The organism is Pseudomonas sp. AL10, from assembly GCF_029960685.1.
In the GTDB taxonomy this organism is placed as follows: domain Bacteria; phylum Pseudomonadota; class Gammaproteobacteria; order Pseudomonadales; family Pseudomonadaceae; genus Aquipseudomonas; species Aquipseudomonas lactis.
In genome coordinates this window covers 195,768-211,563 of record NZ_JASBQZ010000007.1, presented here as the reverse complement: position 1 = coordinate 211,563, position 15,796 = coordinate 195,768, and the positions used below count along the sequence as shown (strand labels likewise).

At 61.1% G+C, this 15,796-nt stretch carries 17 protein-coding genes; 13 read left to right on the top strand and 4 right to left on the bottom strand.

Features of this window, described 5'->3' with window-relative positions; translation table 11 throughout:
* Nucleotides 1–285: 285 nt before the first annotated feature.
* The 10 genes from QK296_RS10790 (at nucleotide 286) to madM (ending at nucleotide 8,218) form a co-directional block, all read left to right on the top strand.
* Entirely contained in the window at nucleotides 286–1,014 is a 729-nt protein-coding gene (locus QK296_RS10790) for a hypothetical protein (RefSeq protein WP_137204164.1), read from the top strand.
* A gap of 83 nt (nucleotides 1,015–1,097) precedes the next feature.
* Nucleotides 1,098–2,768 (top strand): malonate decarboxylase subunit alpha, encoded by a 1,671-nt coding sequence (gene mdcA / locus QK296_RS10785; protein WP_003195038.1) that lies wholly within the window; start codon nucleotides 1,098–1,100, stop codon nucleotides 2,766–2,768.
* Nucleotides 2,769–3,602, top strand: coding sequence for a triphosphoribosyl-dephospho-CoA synthase (locus QK296_RS10780; protein ID WP_169855684.1), 834 nt, complete (start codon nucleotides 2,769–2,771; stop codon nucleotides 3,600–3,602). It begins immediately after the preceding gene.
* Nucleotides 3,602–3,901: a malonate decarboxylase subunit delta gene (locus tag QK296_RS10775; RefSeq protein ID WP_003195035.1), complete on the top strand. Its 300-nt coding sequence runs from the start codon at nucleotides 3,602–3,604 to the stop codon at nucleotides 3,899–3,901. Before QK296_RS10780 ends, QK296_RS10775 begins: the two co-directional genes overlap by 1 nt.
* Entirely contained in the window at nucleotides 3,894–4,736 is an 843-nt protein-coding gene (locus QK296_RS10770) for a biotin-independent malonate decarboxylase subunit beta (protein WP_034133977.1), read from the top strand. The genes QK296_RS10775 and QK296_RS10770 overlap by 8 nt, the downstream gene beginning before the upstream one ends.
* Nucleotides 4,733–5,503, top strand: a complete 771-nt coding sequence (mdcE, locus tag QK296_RS10765) for a biotin-independent malonate decarboxylase subunit gamma (RefSeq protein WP_034133976.1) — start codon at nucleotides 4,733–4,735, stop codon at nucleotides 5,501–5,503. Before QK296_RS10770 ends, mdcE begins: the two co-directional genes overlap by 4 nt.
* Nucleotides 5,497–6,093, top strand: a complete 597-nt coding sequence (locus tag QK296_RS10760; RefSeq protein WP_034133975.1) for a malonate decarboxylase holo-ACP synthase — start codon at nucleotides 5,497–5,499, stop codon at nucleotides 6,091–6,093. The genes mdcE and QK296_RS10760 overlap by 7 nt, the downstream gene beginning before the upstream one ends.
* Nucleotides 6,090–6,989 (top strand): malonate decarboxylase subunit epsilon, encoded by a 900-nt coding sequence (gene mdcH / locus QK296_RS10755; protein ID WP_003195026.1) that lies wholly within the window; start codon nucleotides 6,090–6,092, stop codon nucleotides 6,987–6,989. The genes QK296_RS10760 and mdcH overlap by 4 nt, the downstream gene beginning before the upstream one ends.
* Before the next feature lie 66 nt (nucleotides 6,990–7,055).
* A complete protein-coding gene (gene madL, locus QK296_RS10750; protein ID WP_003195024.1) occupies nucleotides 7,056–7,448 on the top strand; it encodes a malonate transporter subunit MadL in 393 nt (130 codons plus the stop codon).
* Between the two features lie 5 nt (nucleotides 7,449–7,453).
* Nucleotides 7,454–8,218 (top strand): malonate transporter subunit MadM, encoded by a 765-nt coding sequence (madM, locus tag QK296_RS10745; protein WP_282390900.1) that lies wholly within the window; start codon nucleotides 7,454–7,456, stop codon nucleotides 8,216–8,218.
* An 84-nt stretch (nucleotides 8,219–8,302) separates the two neighbouring features.
* Here the strand turns inward: madM and QK296_RS10740 are convergent, their stop codons facing one another.
* The gene (locus QK296_RS10740; RefSeq protein ID WP_003195021.1) at nucleotides 8,303–9,217 is read right to left on the bottom strand and encodes a LysR substrate-binding domain-containing protein; all 915 of its coding nucleotides are present in this window, start codon (nucleotides 9,215–9,217) and stop codon (nucleotides 8,303–8,305) included.
* A 145-nt stretch (nucleotides 9,218–9,362) separates the two neighbouring features.
* On the opposite strand from QK296_RS10740, the gene QK296_RS10735 reads away from it, so the two are divergent.
* On the top strand, nucleotides 9,363–9,980 hold the full coding sequence (locus QK296_RS10735; RefSeq protein ID WP_003195019.1) for a hemolysin III family protein: 618 nt from the start codon (nucleotides 9,363–9,365) through the stop codon (nucleotides 9,978–9,980).
* Here QK296_RS10735 and QK296_RS10730 read toward each other — a convergent pair.
* Entirely contained in the window at nucleotides 9,961–10,884 is a 924-nt protein-coding gene (locus QK296_RS10730; RefSeq protein WP_034133974.1) for a LysR substrate-binding domain-containing protein, read from the bottom strand. The two genes, QK296_RS10735 and QK296_RS10730, sit on opposite strands and share 20 nt — an antisense overlap.
* Before the next feature lie 106 nt (nucleotides 10,885–10,990).
* Here QK296_RS10730 and QK296_RS10725 point away from each other — a divergent pair, with 106 nt between their 5' ends.
* Together QK296_RS10725 and QK296_RS10720 are read left to right on the top strand one after the other, a co-directional pair.
* On the top strand, nucleotides 10,991–12,232 hold the full coding sequence (locus QK296_RS10725) for a D-amino acid dehydrogenase (RefSeq protein WP_003195011.1): 1,242 nt from the start codon (nucleotides 10,991–10,993) through the stop codon (nucleotides 12,230–12,232).
* 99 nt (nucleotides 12,233–12,331) lie between these two features.
* Complete coding sequence (locus tag QK296_RS10720; RefSeq protein ID WP_282390899.1) at nucleotides 12,332–13,249, top strand: transporter substrate-binding domain-containing protein; 918 nt, start codon at nucleotides 12,332–12,334, stop codon at nucleotides 13,247–13,249.
* A 73-nt stretch (nucleotides 13,250–13,322) separates the two neighbouring features.
* Here the strand turns inward: QK296_RS10720 and QK296_RS10715 are convergent, their stop codons facing one another.
* Nucleotides 13,323–14,042, bottom strand: a complete 720-nt coding sequence (locus QK296_RS10715) for a 16S rRNA (uracil(1498)-N(3))-methyltransferase (protein ID WP_137204168.1) — start codon at nucleotides 14,040–14,042, stop codon at nucleotides 13,323–13,325.
* A gap of 137 nt (nucleotides 14,043–14,179) precedes the next feature.
* Nucleotides 14,180–15,586, bottom strand: coding sequence for an adenosylmethionine--8-amino-7-oxononanoate transaminase (locus QK296_RS10710; protein WP_094773908.1), 1,407 nt, complete (start codon nucleotides 15,584–15,586; stop codon nucleotides 14,180–14,182).
* Nucleotides 15,587–15,796 lie beyond the last annotated feature (210 nt).

The following is a 15,796-nucleotide window of genomic DNA, read 5'->3' as shown; positions in this document are numbered from 1 at the left end:
AACTGTGTCGCCTGTCAGGCCGCCTTCGCGAGCAAGCCCGCTCCCACAGTTGGATTGCGGTGCGTCAGATAGATCAGCGCCGGCTGTCAGGCTGTCACGGGAGCAAGCTCCCTCGCCACAGGTTCAGCGTCGCACCAAAATTGTGTAGATACCTATGCTGCGATGGCGGTAGGTCAGCTACTGAGATGTTGACTGACAGTCCGCCATCGCAGGCAAGCCAGCTCCCACATCAAGCTTTATGTGCTACGGCCGATAAGGAGGATTCAGTTTTAGGGATGGAGTGATGTGGGCGTGATGGAATTTCTTGGCGCAGTAGGCAACAGTTTTTCATTTCTCTACAACATGGTTACCGGCGCTTTGATCTTATGGGTCCTGACAGTGACCGCAACAGCGTCCGCAGTCAGGTCATTGGCTGAGGGGCGTGGTGCGCTATGGGGGGCCATGATTTCCACTGTAGGTGCAGTGATTATCCTACTGCTTATCCAGTTGATCGGTGTTCCCGAAGACACAACTAACGTTTTAAACAACTTCATCATCATGACCCTTGGAGGGCTGGGGTCCGGTCTGCTGGCTGTTGCACTCGTGGCGGAGCCGAATGCGGTCGAGGCGTTGAAGTTCAAACGGGCGTTGTTCAACATTCTTGATTACGCCTTTGTTTGGTTATGGCTGTCCTCTCTGTCCATGATTTTTCTTTTCCTTATTTCGAAGCTCTCTGGCCGCATAGTGGCAACTGATCATGCGCTCGGAATCATGCTTATCACCTTCTTGTTCACCTTTTTGAGCATTGTGCTGCTTGAGTGCCGTAACAAATTCGCTAAATGGGGAGAGTCGGTCGGACTGGGTCTATTTCTCATACTTGTTGTGCTCTTGGTGCTTTATGTAGGGACGCTTGCCTCGGTATGGTCCAAGGCACCGGGTTGGATACTGACGTTAAATAGTCTGGTGGCTTGCTCGATAGTGAGCACATCGCTGTATTACCGCAGGCGTGGCGCTGCACCGTTACTCCAGCCGTAACGATCCAGCACCCAGCTTGATTGATGCCTCTCCACATTCGCTCCTAAGGTACAGCCCACGACAGCAAACCCCGTGGAGCGACCATGACAACAACCATCACCCCCGACTCGCGCTGGACGCGGCGGCGCGACGAGAAGCAGCGGCGGCTCGGGCTGGTCAAGAAATACGCAGACGGGGCGGTGTTGCCCAGTGACAAGATCGTCGAGGCGCTTGAAGCCTTGATCCTCCCCGGCGACCGCGTGGTGCTGGAGGGCAACAACCAGAAGCAGGCTGACTTCCTCTCGCGCTCCCTGGCCAAGGCCGACCCGGGCAAGCTCCACGATTTGCACATGATCATGCCCAGCGTGGGCCGTTCCGAGCACCTGGACCTGTTTGAAAAGGGCATCGCCCGCAAGCTCGACTTTTCCTTCGCCGGCACCCAATCCCTGCGCATCAGTCAGTTGCTGGAAGACGGCCTGCTGGAAATCGGCGCGATCCACACCTATATCGAACTCTACGCACGGCTGGTGGTGGACCTGATCCCCAACGTGGTGCTCTCGGCCGGTTTCATGGCTGACCGCGCTGGCAATATCTACACCGGCGCCAGCACCGAAGACACCCCGGCGTTGATCGAGCCCGCCGCCTTCAGCGATGGCATCGTCATCGTGCAGGTCAACCAGTTGGTGGATGACGTCACCGACTTGCCCCGTGTCGACATTCCCGCCAGTTGGGTGGATTTCGTGGTGGTGGCTGACAAGCCGTTCTACATCGAGCCGCTGTTCACCCGCGACCCACGCCATATCAAGCCGGTGCATGTGCTGATGGCGATGATGGCGATCCGTGGCATCTACGAAAAACACAATGTGCAATCGCTCAACCATGGCATCGGCTTCAACACCGCCGCCATCGAATTGATCTTGCCCACCTACGGCGAATCCCTGGGTCTGAAAGGCAAGATCTGCCGCAACTGGACCCTCAACCCACACCCCACGCTGATTCCGGCGATTGAAAGCGGCTGGGTGGAAAGTGTGCATTGCTTCGGCACCGAACTGGGTATGGAAAACTACATCGCCGCACGCCCGGATGTGTTCTTCACCGGCCGCGATGGCTCGATGCGCTCCAACCGCATGTTCTGCCAGCTCGCCGGCCAATACGCCGTGGACCTGTTTATCGGCGCCACCCTGCAAGTGGATGGCGACGGGCATTCCAGCACCGTGACCCGTGGCCGCCTCGCCGGGTTTGGTGGTGCGCCGAACATGGGCCACGACCCACGCGGCCGCCGCCATGGCACGCCGGCCTGGTTGGATATGCGCCACGACGATGCGCCAGAAGCCCTGCTTGAACGCGGCAAAAAACTCGTAGTACAGATGGTCGAGACCTTCCAGGAGGGCGGCAAACCCACCTTCGTCGACACCCTGGACGCGGTGGAAGTGGCACGCAAAAGCGGCATGCCTCTGGCGCCGATCATGATCTACGGCGACGACGTTACCCACTTGCTCACCGAAGAAGGCATCGCCTACCTGTACAAGGCGCGCTCCCTGGAGGAACGCCAGGCGATGATCGCCGCCGTCGCCGGGGTGACTGCCATCGGCCTGCGCCACAACCCCAAGGACACCGCGCGCATGCGTCGCGAAGGCTTGATTGCCTTGCCCGAAGACTTGGGTATTCGCCGCACCGACGCCACCCGCGAGTTGTTGGCCGCCAAGAGCGTGGCCGACCTGGTGGAGTGGTCCGGTGGCCTGTACAACCCGCCCGCCAAATTCAGGAGCTGGTAAATGCGCGCGCTCAAACAGCATGAACTGAGCCTGGCCGATCGTCTGGCGGATATGGCGGTCGATGCGCTGATCGACGAAGCGGATTTGTCGCCCAAACCCGCCTTGGTAGACCGGCGCGGCAACGGCGCCCACAGCGATTTGCACCTGGGGCTGATGCACGCTTCGGCGCTGTCACTGTGGCCGATGTTCAAGGAAATGGCCGAGGCTGCGCTCGACATCGGCGAAGTCGGCCTGCCGTTGCGCGAAGCGCTCGGGCGTATTGGCCGGGAAGGCGAGCAGGCCATGCTCGCCACCACCCAGGGCGTGAACACCCATCGCGGTGCGATCTGGGCGCTGGGCTTGCTCACTGCTGCGGCGGCCCTGGAGCCCCGTGCCGTAACCCTGACCGCCGCCAAACTGGCGCTGCTCAACGACCGCTACGCACCGCAGCCCATGAGCCATGGCGCCCAGGTTGCCCAGCGCTACGGCGCACGCGGTGCCCGTGAAGAAGCGCAACTCGGCTTCCCCTCGGTGACCCAACGCGGCCTGCCGCAACTGCACAAGAGCCGCCGCGCATACGCCGGTGAGCAGAACGCTCGCCTGGATGCCTTGCTGGCGATCATGACGGACCTGGCAGACACCTGCGTGCTCTACCGCGCCGGTACCGAAGGCTTGGCCGCTATGCAACAGGGCGCCCAGGCCGTGCTCGACGCCGGTGGCAGCGCAACCCTGGCCGGACGCCGTCAATTGCATGAGCTGGACCTGCAACTGCTGGCCTTGAATGCCTCCCCCGGTGGCGCCGCCGACCTGTTGGCCGCCTGCCTGTTTATCGATCGCCTCGACGGAGCGTTGTGATGCAAACCCTATCCTTTGAATTCCCCGCCGGGCAGCCGCCCAAAGGCCGTGCGTTGGTGGGTTGCGTCGGCTCGGGCGACCTGGAAGTGCTGCTGGAGCCGGGCACGCCCGGCACCCTGACCATTCAGGTGCAAACCTCAGTCAATGGCGCGCAGCAACGCTGGCAGCACCTGTTCGAACGCATCTTCCAGGAGCAGACGCCGCCGGCCCTGAACATTGATATCCACGACTTCGGTGCCACGCCCGGCGTAGTGCGCTTGCGCCTGGAGCAAGGTTTCGAGGAGGTAGGCCATGACTGACTTACTTGCCAAACACAGCTTTGTGGAGCTCGGTGCCCGGCAGCGCGCCAAGGCGCTGTTGGATGCGGGTACCTTCCGCGAGTTGATCGACCCGTTCCAGCGGGTCATGTCGCCGTGGCTCAGCCGCCAAGGCGTGGTGCCACAGGCCGATGACGGGGTGGTGATCGCCAAGGGCAGCATCGGCGCCAAGCCTGTGGTGATTGCCGCGATCGAAGGTAATTTCCAGGGCGGCAGCCTGGGTGAAGTTGGCGGTGCGAAAATCGCGGGCGCCTTGGAGCTGGCCGCCGAAGACAACCGCAACGGCATCCCCACCTGCGCGGTGCTACTGCTGGAAACGGGTGGCGTGCGCTTGCAGGAAGCCAACCTGGGCCTGGCCGCCATTGCCGAGATTCACGCGGCGATTGTCGACCTGCGTCAGTACCAGCCAGTGATCGGCGTGGTGGCCGGCAGTGTCGGTTGCTTTGGGGGCATGTCCATCGCGGCTGGCTTGTGCAGCTACCTGGTGGTCACTCGCGAAGCACGCCTGGGCTTGAATGGCCCGCAAGTGATCGAACAGGAGGCGGGCCTGGAGGAATACGATTCCCGCGACCGCCCCTTTATCTGGAGCCTTACCGGTGGCGAGCAACGCTTCAACAGCGGCTTGGCCGACCGTTATGTGGCGGACGATATCGCGCAGATCCAGCAGACCGTCAGCACACTGTTGCAGCAAGGTGTGCCCTCACAACCTCGCAGCCGGCGCGCTGATTTCTACCTGGCGCGCCTGGCCGAACTGGACACCACGGCGCAGATCGAGCCGGCGGCGGTTCGCGCGCTGTATCAGGGAGAACGCTCATGAGAGGCTTGCAGTGGTTCAACGCATTGAGCGCCAACGCAACGCCGGTCGAAGGTTTGCCGGGCTCATTGAAAGTAGCGGACGGAGTATTGGGTGAACAGGCGGTACGCTATATCGCCGTGGTTCCCGACCCGCACAACCGCTTCCCCCGCGCCCGCAATGGTGAAGTCGGCCTGCTGGAAGGCTGGGGCTTGGCCAAGGCGGTGGACGAAGCCATCGCCCGGGGTGACAAGCGGCCCATCATCGCTATCGTCGACGTACCCAGCCAAGCCTATGGCCGCCGCGAAGAAGCCCTGGGCATTCATCAGGCCCTGGCCGCCGCTGCTGACAGCTACGCTCGCGCCCGGCTTGCCGGCCACCCGGTGATCGCCCTGCTGGTGGGCAAGGCCATGTCGGGCGCGTTCCTCGCTCACGGCTACCAGGCCAATCGCCTGATTGCCCTGCGCGACCCAGGCGTGATGGTGCATGCCATGGGCAAAGCCTCGGCCGCCCGGGTGACCTTGCGCAGCGTCGAAGAATTGGAAACCCTGGCTGCCAGCGTGCCGCCGATGGCCTATGACATCGACAGCTATGCAAGCCTGGGTTTGCTGTGGGAGACGCTGACAGTCACCCAGATTGAACAACCCACGGCGGATGACGTGGCGCGGGTCAGCGATTGCCTGGTGCAGGCGGTCAAGGATATCGGCAGCACCGACTTGAGTTCACGCCTCGGCGCCACCAACCGTGCTGCCTCCAGCCACGTGCGCCAACTGTTGCGGGAGCAATGGTGAACGCCCACGACTTGCTCTGGGGCATGACCCTGGCGCATCTGCCTGCGGATGCTCCGGCCTGGGTGCGGGAGGCGATCCGTGCCGGGCATCCGGTGGTGGTGCGGCGCGCCATCGCCGAGCCGGGCCATGTGGCGGTCGGGGTGCGTGGGCGTGTGCGTGAGCAGCGTTTTGCCGCCCGGATGCCTGTGGCGGCGGTGCATCGGCGGGTGGTGCCGCAGGATTTGCGAGACGTACCCTCCGCACGGGATTTACCGGCGCTGCGGGCCCTCGATCAACTGCGGCCGGTGCTGGCGCAGCAAGACTGGGGCGTCAGCGGCAGTGCCGGGTTTGAATTGGCCAGTGGCATTGAAGCGCTGCATGCCAACAGTGACTTGGATTTGATTCTGTGTACGCCCAAGCATCTGGATCGTAGGGAGGCACGAGCGCTGTTGGCGATCCTGGACACTGCGCCCTGCGCCGTCGATCTGCAACTGCAAACCCCTTTCGGCGCCGTCGCCTTGCGCGAATGGGCCGGCCCCTCACACCGTGTACTGCTCAAAACCGTCAGCGGTGCGCACCTTGTACTCGACCCTTGGCAGGCCGTGGCATGAGCAGCCTTTTGGTGTTTCCGGGGCAGGGCGCCCAACGCAGCGGCATGCTCCAGGCGTTGCCGGCCGACATTGTGCAAGAGGCCAGTGATGCCCTGGGTGAAGACGTTCGTCTGCTCGATTCGGCGCAGGCGCTTGAGTCGACGCGGGCTGTGCAGCTGTGCCTGTTGATCGCCGGTGTGGCCCATGCGCGGCAATTGGCGTGCACGCCGGATTACGTGGCGGGCCTGTCCATCGGCGCCTACCCAGCTGCGGTGATCGCCGGGTCCCTGGGCTTTGCTGATGCGATAAAACTGGTCAGCCTGCGTGGCGAACTGATGCAGCAGGCTTATCCACAGGGCTATGGCATGACGGCGCTGATCGGCCCTGATCTGTCCAGTGTCGAAGCGCTGCTGGCGGATATCCACAGCGTGCAAACGCCGGTGTACCTGGCCAATATCAATGCCGATAACCAGACCGTCATCGCCGGCAGCAACGAGGCGATGAAGCGGGTTGCCGAGCGCATCAAAGGCAACGGCGTCGCCAAGCGCCTGGCCGTCAGCGTGCCGTCCCATTGCCCGTTGCTGGAGCAACCCGCCCAGGCACTGTTCCAAGCCTTCGTCCCACTCAAGGCGCCGCGCATCACTTACCTGAGCAGCACCCGCGCGCGACCTATCCACAACCCCGAACAACTGCGTGACGACCTGGCCTTCAACATGTGCCGCGTCGTCGATTGGCGCGGCACTGTGCAAAGCGCCTACGAGCGCGGTGTGCGGCTGCAGATCGAACTGCCTCCGGGTGCGGTGCTCACCGGTCTGTCACGCCGTGTTTTTGAACAAGGCACGGTGATCGCCTGCGAAGGCGCCCGCCTGGACACCTTGCAGGCCCTGCTGCAAGAGGAGGAACGCCGCCACCGATAACGCAATACCCAAGGCTTTCGAAGCACAAAAACAACAATTTCGAACGAGCACTTTGAGGACAACAACATGATTATCTACGGTGTGGCTTTTTTGGCGTTCTGCACGTTGGCAGGGCTGTTTGTGGGTGAACTGCTGGGCAAGCTGTTGGGTATTCCGGCCAACGTCGGCGGGGTGGGTATTGCCATGCTGCTGTTGATCGGCCTGGGCAGCTACCTGAGCAAACGCGGCTTGTTTACCGGCAAGTCAGAGCAAGGCGTGAGTTTCTGGGCCGCGATCTATATCCCGATTGTGGTGGCGATGGCTGCCCAGCAAAACGTGTATGGCGCCATCAGCGGTGGGCCTATGGCGATTCTGGCCGGCACTCTCGCCGTGGTGCTTGGCTTTGCGCTGGTGCCGGTGCTGGTGCGTATCGGTAACCGCGAGCCGGTTGCTCCTGTTCCCACCAAAGAAGCCGGGTGATCGCCATGTACGAATCGATGATGAAAGTGATTACCGGCTACGGCTTGATCAGTGGTTTTGCCGTGATCGGCCTGATCATGTGGGTGTCCTATTGGATCTCCGATACCTTCACCAAGGGCCGCCTGCATGGTTCGGCCATTGCCATTCTGCTGGGGTTGGCGCTGTCGTATGTGGGCGGTGCGTTTACCGGTGGTTCCAAGGGCGTGGTGGATATTCCACTGTTGTCGGGCATCGGCCTGCTCGGTGGTGCGATGTTGCGGGACTTTGCCATTGTCGCCACGGCGTTTGGCGTGAGTGTCGATGAGTTGAAACGCGCCGGCTTCGTGGGTGTGCTGGCGCTGTTTGTCGGCGTGGGCTCGTCGTTCGTTGCCGGTGTAGGAGTGGCGATGGCGTTCGGGTACACCGATGCGGTAAGCCTCACCACCATCGGCGCCGGGGCCGTGACCTATATCGTCGGCCCGGTGACTGGCGCGGCGATTGGGGCCAGCTCCGAGGTGATGGCGCTGTCCATTGCCGCAGGGTTGATCAAGGCCATTTTGGTGATGGTGATGACGCCGTTCGTGGCGCCGCTGATCGGGCTGAACAACCCACGTAGCGCGGTGATCTTCGGTGGCTTGATGGGCACCTCCAGCGGCGTGGCGGGCGGCTTGGCGGCGACAGATCCGAAGCTGGTGCCTTATGGGTGTTTGACGGCGGCGTTCTATACGGCGCTGGGGTGCTTGCTGGGGCCTTCGTTGTTGTTTTTGTTGATGCGTGGGTTGGTGGGCTGACAGGTCGGGCCTCATCGCAGGCAAGCCAGCTCCCACAGGTGATCTCGGTCCGCTGTGGGAGCTGGCTTGCCTGCGATGGCGGTCTCAAACCTGGCGATTGGCATACATCCGACACTCCGCCAACAACGCCAGCAAGTTTGGGTCACGCTCCTTGGCTTTCAGGAACACCACACCGATCTGCTGCTGCAACCGATACCTGGGCTGCAGCGGTATCAGCTTCACGCGGTTCTCATACACCGCCGCGATCCGCCCAGGCAGCAGCGCATAACCCACCCCTGAACTGACCATGCTCAGCAAGGTGAAGATATCGTTCACCTGCATCGCCACCTTCGGTTCGAACCCTGCCTGATGGAACACTCGGTTGCCGTCCTGATGCGTGGCGAAGCCCTGGGTGAGGGTGATGAAGGTGGCATCGCGCACGTCGGCCAGGTCGATTTCCTGATTGCGGTCCAAGGGTGAATCGGCCGGGGTGGCGAGGAAGATGTCATCGCTGAACAGCGCGATCTGCTCGCAGTCGGGGTCGTGGGCGTGTTCGTCGAGGGAGATGAGGATCGCGTCCACCTCCATGTTCTTGAGCTTGTAGAGCAGGTCGAAGTTGGAGCCCAGGATCAGGTCGATATTCAGTTCGCTGCGCCGGATTTTCAGGCCCATGATCAGTTGCGGCACGGTTTTGACCGTCAGCGAATACAGCGAGCCGAGCTTGAAGCGTTCGGCCGAGAACCCGGCGGCTTCGCGGGTCAGGCGCACGCTGTCGACCACGTCGGCCACCAGTTTCTGCGCGCGTTCTTCGAGTACGTAGGCGCTTTCCAGCGGGGTGAGGTTGCGCCCCTCGTGTTTGAACAGCGGGCAGCGCAGGGCACTTTCCAGGGAGTGAATGGCGCGGTGCACGCTGACATTGCTGGTTTGCAGCTCGGCGGCCGCGCGGGCCAGGTTGCCGGTGCGCATGAACGCCAGGAAGATCTCCAGCTTCTTGAGGGTGAATTCTTCGTCGATCAGCATGGCCTTGGGCTCTTGTTCGATTGCACTCGATTGTGCCCGTAAACGCGGCTGTCGTCGCCGGAACGTCACGTGCCGCTTGCACTCTGATGCGCAAGGCAGGACGCTTGTCCGCCTGTTCTTGAGGGTTACGGGAGGTCAGTGACAGATGTACCACGGGGAACGATTCAACGCCTGGAGCCATTTGCTCGGTGCAGTCGCGGCCTGTATTGGCGCCGTGTGGATGTTGGTGGTGGCGAGCCTGGACGGCAGCCCCTGGAAGATCGTCAGCGTGGCGATTTATGGTTTTACCCTGATGGTGCTGTACAGCGCGTCAACGGTGTACCACAGCGTGCGGGGCCGGCGAAAAGCGATCATGCAGAAGGTCGATCACTTTTCCATTTACCTGTTGATCGCCGGCAGCTACACGCCATTCTGCCTGGTGACCCTGCGCGGGCCGTGGGGCTGGACGCTGTTCGGGATTGTCTGGGGGCTGGCGGTGATCGGCATCCTGCAGGAGATCAAGCCGCGCTCGGAGGCGCGGATTCTGTCCATCGTGATCTACGCCGTGATGGGCTGGATCGTACTGGTGGCGGTCAAACCACTGATGGCGGCGCTGGGCACGGCCGGTTTTATCTGGTTGGCGTCAGGCGGAGTGCTGTACACCGTAGGCATTATCTTTTTTGCTCTGGAGGATCGCTTGCGCCATTCCCATGGCATCTGGCATTTGTTTGTGATCGGCGGCAGCCTGCTGCATTTCGTGGCGATCATGCATTACGTGCTCTGACCTGCGGGAGGTCCAGCAACTCCCGCGCCCGGGTGCCGAAAATCTGCAGCAGGTCGGCCAACATATGCGGCGGCGGTTCGTGGGCGCGGGTCAAGGCGTACAGGGTAATCGGCAGGGGTGGCGTGAGCGTACGGATACACACGGTCGCCGTGGAGGCACTGAGGGCGGTGAAGGGGTCGATGACCGTTATGCCCGCGCCCGATTCGACCATCGCCCTGGCCAGGGAATAGGTTTGTACGCAAATGCTTATTTGTGGCGGTGGGCTGACGTTTTCCAGATAGTTGTCGAGCTTTGCAGCCAACGGATCGGCGCTGGAAAGGCCGATCAGCGACGTACTTGCCAGGTCGGCCAACGGCAGTGCCTTGTGTGATTCAGATTCAGGCCAGTAGCCTTTTGAGGCCAACGCCACCAGCGCTCCGTTCGCCAGTATCTGGGTGGTGAGGCCCGGGTGGCCGGAGAAATTGAGGGTCAACGCCAGGTCGATTTCACGCATCAGTAACTGCTGCACGAGCTCGCGGCTATGGTCGCTGGACAGCTCGCAGGCGATGTCCGGGTAGCTGCGCTTCCACTCCAGAATGGAGGGAGGCAGCAGTGACTGCGCCAGCGCGGGGATCGCCCCAATGCGCACACTTTGCTCCGGCGTATGGCGCAAGCTCTTGGCCAGCCGCTGCACCCCCTGCAGGCTCGTCGTCACTTTCTCTACTTCACTTTCCAGGGCCAGAGCTTCCGAGGTGGGCTGCAATTTGCCGCGCACCCTTAGAAACAGAGGAAAGCCCAGTTGCAATTCGGCGTGTTGCAATACCTTGGTTACCGCGGGTTGCGAGACATGAAGCAACTGCGCGGCGGCGCTGATGGAGCCCGTCTGCCGGATGGCCTGGAAGATTTCTATATGTCGCAAGCGCATGAAAGTTCATAACCTCAACTTATGGGTCGCTTACCTTTATTCATTGTTCAACTTTTGTCACTGGAACCTACTCTGGAATTCGTTTCAATCCATGTGAGGTGTCAATATGGCAAGGCGAGTATGTATCATCGGCGGCGGCGTCATTGGCTTGGCGAGTGCCTATGCATGTGTGCGTGCAGGCATGGAAGTCACCCTGGTCGAAGCGCAAAAAAAGTTGGGCAGTGCCACCAGCTACGCGAACGGTGGCCAACTGTCCTATCGCTATGTCACTCCCCTTGCCGACGCAGGTGTTCCACTCAAGGCGCTGGGCTTTCTGTTGCGTTCTGAGTCGCCGCTGAAGCTGCGGCCTCGACTTGACTCGTCGCAATGGCGCTGGCTCGCCTCGTTCATCGGGGCATGCCGCACCTCTGTCAACCGCACCAACTCCGCGCATTTGCTTCGCCTGGCGTCGATGAGCCAGGACGTGTTGAACCGTTGGCGGGTAGAGGACCATCTGGAGGGCTTCAACTGGAAACGCAATGGAAAACTGCTGACCTTCCGCTCCGAAGACAGCTTCGCAGAGGCGCGGCGCAAACTGACAGACCCCCTCCAGCAACAGGTGCTATCGGCCGAAGACTGCCGCAAGCTTGAGCCTTCGCTGATGGAGGGCACCTTTATCGGAGGTATTTACAACCCTACCGAAGAAGTCGCCGATTGCCATGCCTTCTGCCAACTGCTAGGCGGGGAATTGGAGGCGTCGGGACGTTGCCGCATTGTGTACGGACGCAAGGTGCAACGTATTCATGAGGCATTTGGTACGGTCGTGGCGGTGGAGCTTGAAGATGAAGTTCTGCCTGTAGAGAACCTCATTCTGGCGGCAGGCCATAACAGTTCGAGCCTGGGGTTGCCGGGGATGCGTTTACCGCTTTACCCCCTCAAGGGCTACAGCCTCAGTGTGCCCATCGGCGAACATCACTGTGCGCCGAAGATCAGCGTGACGGATTACGATCGCAGGACTGTTTATGCCCGAATCGGCGAGCAGTTGCGTATCGCCGCGATGGTCGACATGGTCGGCTTCAACAGCTCACCAGAGCCTAAGCGTCTGGCGGTCGTAAAACGCTTGGCCCGCCAGACATTTCCGATGGCCGGAAATTACGACGCTGCGGTTGAATGGGCAGGTATGCGGCCAGCGACGCCCACGGGCCTGCCACTGATTGGCGCCAGTTCTTATCGCAATCTGTGGCTCAACCTCGGGCACGGCGCCCTCGGTTTCACGCTTGCGTGTGCCAGTGGCCAGTTGTTGGCTGAAATGATTGCCGAACGGCCCACCTCGATCGACGCCCATGTATTTCTTCCCAGGGCGGCCTGATCGCTAATTAGCGGAGCGTACAACGATGAATAATGATGTCTGGATAGGCGTGACACCGGCTCGAACGGCAGCCCGGCCCGTGGCCAGTGGTACCGCCTGATGCCAGGAAAAGTGGTTGCCTATCGCGTTTTCAAGGCATGTGCTTTCGTTTCGCTGGTGCTGGGAGGGCATCTGGCGCTGGCGGACGACTTCAGCGCAACCTTGAAAAAAATCACCACCACCCAACAAATTTCTGTCGGCTATCGCGATGCGTCAGTGCCGTTCTCGTATATAGGCGATCAGAGCGGCAGGCCAATGGGCTATTCGGTGGACCTCACGCACAGGATCATCGAGCGCCTTCGGGAAAAAACCGGCCTGCCGAAGTTGCGGGTGAAGTATCGCCTGGTGACGTCCCAGACCCGCATTCCATTGGTGCAGAACGGCACCGTCGACCTGGAGTGTGGCTCCACTGGGGTGACAGCCGAGCGACAGAAGCAGGTGGCGTTTTCCTATGGGTTTATCTATGTGAAAGGGCAGTTATTGACGGCCAAGGACAGTGGCATCAATGGCTTTTCTGACCTCAAGGGCAAGCACGTAGTGACTACCGCCGGCACTACCAACGAGCGGTTTCTCAAACGCTATAACGCCGAGCATCAGAGCAATATGTTCGTGATCAGCGCCAGAGATCATGGCGAAGCGTTCAAGATGCTCGAAACCGGCCGGGCGGTAGCGTTCTATATGGATGACGCCCTGCTTTACGGCGAGCGCGCCAAGGCCAGGGACCCGCATCATTGGGTGGTGGTAGGCAAGGGACAGTCGCGGGAGATCTACAGCTGCATGGTGCGCAAGGATGACCCGCAGTTCCTCGCGGTGGTCAACGAAACCCTGGGCGACCTGTACCGCTCGGGGGAAATCAACGAGATTTACCAGCGCTGGTTCGAGCAGCCGATTCCGCCCAAGGGCTTGAACCTGGAGTTCCCGATGACCAGCGAGTTGAAGGCGATCATCGCCAAGCCGGTGAGTGACCCGGTGGAATGAGCAAGTGCTAACCCGATCAAACTGTGGGAGCTGGCTTGCCTGCTCCACAGTTGATTGGGTTTACAGGGTGAGGTTAGAAGTCGCCCCACAATTGCTGGGCGACTGCCAGCGCGACGACAGGCGCGGTTTCGGTACGCAATACCCGCGGGCCGAGGCGGGCGGCGTGGAAGCCTGCACTTTGGGCCGTTTCGACTTCGTTGTCCGTCAGCCCACCCTCGGGGCCGATCAAAAACGCCAGGCTCGATGGCTTGGTGTGGCTGATCATCGGCTCTGCCACCGGGTGCAGCACCAGCTTCAAATCCGCCTCGGTTTGCTTGAGCCAGTCGGCCAGCAAGAGCGGTGGGTGTATCACCGGCACCGTCGAACGCCCACATTGCTCGCACGCGCTGATTGCCACCTGGCGCCAGTGCAGCAAGCGTTTGTCGGCGCGTTCGTCCTTGAGGCGCACTTCGCAGCGGTCGCTGAAGATCGGTGTGATCGCGTTGACGCCCAGTTCAGTGGCCTTCTGGATCGCCCAATCCATGCGCTCGCCCCGGGACAGGCCCTGGCCGAGGTGAATGTGCAGGGGAGATTCGGCCTGGCCGGCAAAGCTTTCCGTGAGTTGCACGGTGACGCGTTTTTTACCGACTTCCAGCAAGGTGCCACGAAACTCCTGGCCGGAGCCGTCGAACAATTGCACGGCATCGCCTTCACCCATGCGCAGCACGCGGCTGATGTAATGCGCCTGGGCTTCGGGCAATTCGTGGTCACCGAGGCTCAGCGGGGCGTCGGTGAAAAAGCGGGACAGTCTCATTTCTGTTCTCTGAAGAGGTTGTTTACGTAGGAGCGAGGGGGACGCCTAGTTCTTGCTCGCGAAAAATGTACATCCGACGCAGCGGTGCGCCTGGAATACCTTCGCGAGCAAGCTCGCTCCTACAAGGATTTGGGCAATCAACCCGGGTCTCGGAAGCCTGGGTGGAAGTCTTTCGGCACCGCCACACTGACCTTGCTGTTAGTGGCGATATCGATGCCTTCGCTGGCCACTTCGGCCAGAAAGTCGATCTGTTCGGGTGTAATCACATACGGCGGCAGGAAATACACCACGCTGCCCAACGGCCGCAACAACGCACCACGTTCCAACGCGTGCTCGAAGACCTTCAGGCCACGGCGCTCCTGCCATGGGTAGGCGGCTTTGGTGGCTTTGTCCTGCACCATCTCGATGGCCAGCACCATGCCGGTCTGGCGCACTTCGGATACGTGAGGGTGGTCCACCAAGTGCGCGGTGGCGGTGGCCATGCGCTGGGCCAAGGCCTTGTTGTTCTCGATGACGTTGTCTTCTTCAAAGATATCCAGCGTTGCCAACGCCGCCGCACAGGCCAGCGGGTTGCCGGTGTAGCTGTGGGAGTGCAGGAAGGCACGCAGGGTGGGGTAGTCATCGTAGAACGCGCTGTAGACCTCTTCCGTGGTAACCACCGCGGCCAGCGGCAGGTAACCGCCGGTGAGGGCCTTGGACAAGCACAGGAAGTCCGGGCGGATGCCGGCTTGTTCACAGGCAAACATACTGCCGGTGCGGCCAAAGCCCACGGCGATCTCGTCGTGGATCAAGTGCACGCTATAGCGGTCGCAGGCTTCGCGCAGCAGCTTGAGGTACACCGGGTGGTACATGCGCATGCCTCCGGCGCCCTGGATCAGCGGCTCGACAATCACGGCGGCAACGGTGTCGTGGTGCTCGGCCAGGGTCTGTTCCATGGCCAGAAACATGGTGCGCGAATGTTCTTCCCAGCTCATGCCTTCAGGGCGCAGGTAGCAGTCCGGGCTCGGCACCTTGATCGTGTCGAGCAGCAGCGCCTTGTAGGTCTCGGTAAACAGCGGCACGTCGCCCACCGACATCGCGGCGATGGTTTCGCCGTGGTAGCTGTTGGTGAGGGTGACGAAGCGCTTTTTGTTCGGCTGGCCGCGGTTGAGCCAGTAGTGAAAGCTCATCTTCAGCGCCACTTCGATGCAGGACGAACCGTTGTCGGCGTAGAAGCAGCGGGTCAGCCCTTCGGGCGTCATTGCGACCAGGCGCTCGGACAGCTCGATCACCGGCTGATGGCTGAAGCCGGCGAGAATCACGTGCTCCAGTTGATCGACCTGGTCCTTGATGCGCTGATTGATACGCGGGTTGGCATGGCCGAATACGTTGACCCACCAGGAACTGACGGCGTCGAGATAGCGCTTGCCTTCGAAGTCTTCCAGCCATACGCCTTCACCGCGCTTGATGGGCACCAGCGGCAATTGCTGGTGGTCTTTCATCTGGGTGCAGGGATGCCACAGCACCGCGAGGTCGCGTTGCATCCACTGGTTGTTCAAGCCCATCGGTGATCTCCTCGAAGCGGTCCTGCGGCGGGCGCAGGCGAAACAATCGCGCAAGCCTATGCAATGGTGGCGTGGCTCACAAGCCATTGTGCGGAAATTGGCAGTAAATGCAGGACGGTCTGTCACGTTTCCCAGGGATAGTCTTAATCCCTTGTTAATTTATGATGCCTAGCCTCTTTATCGTATTTCTCGATATTTCAAAGCAAAATT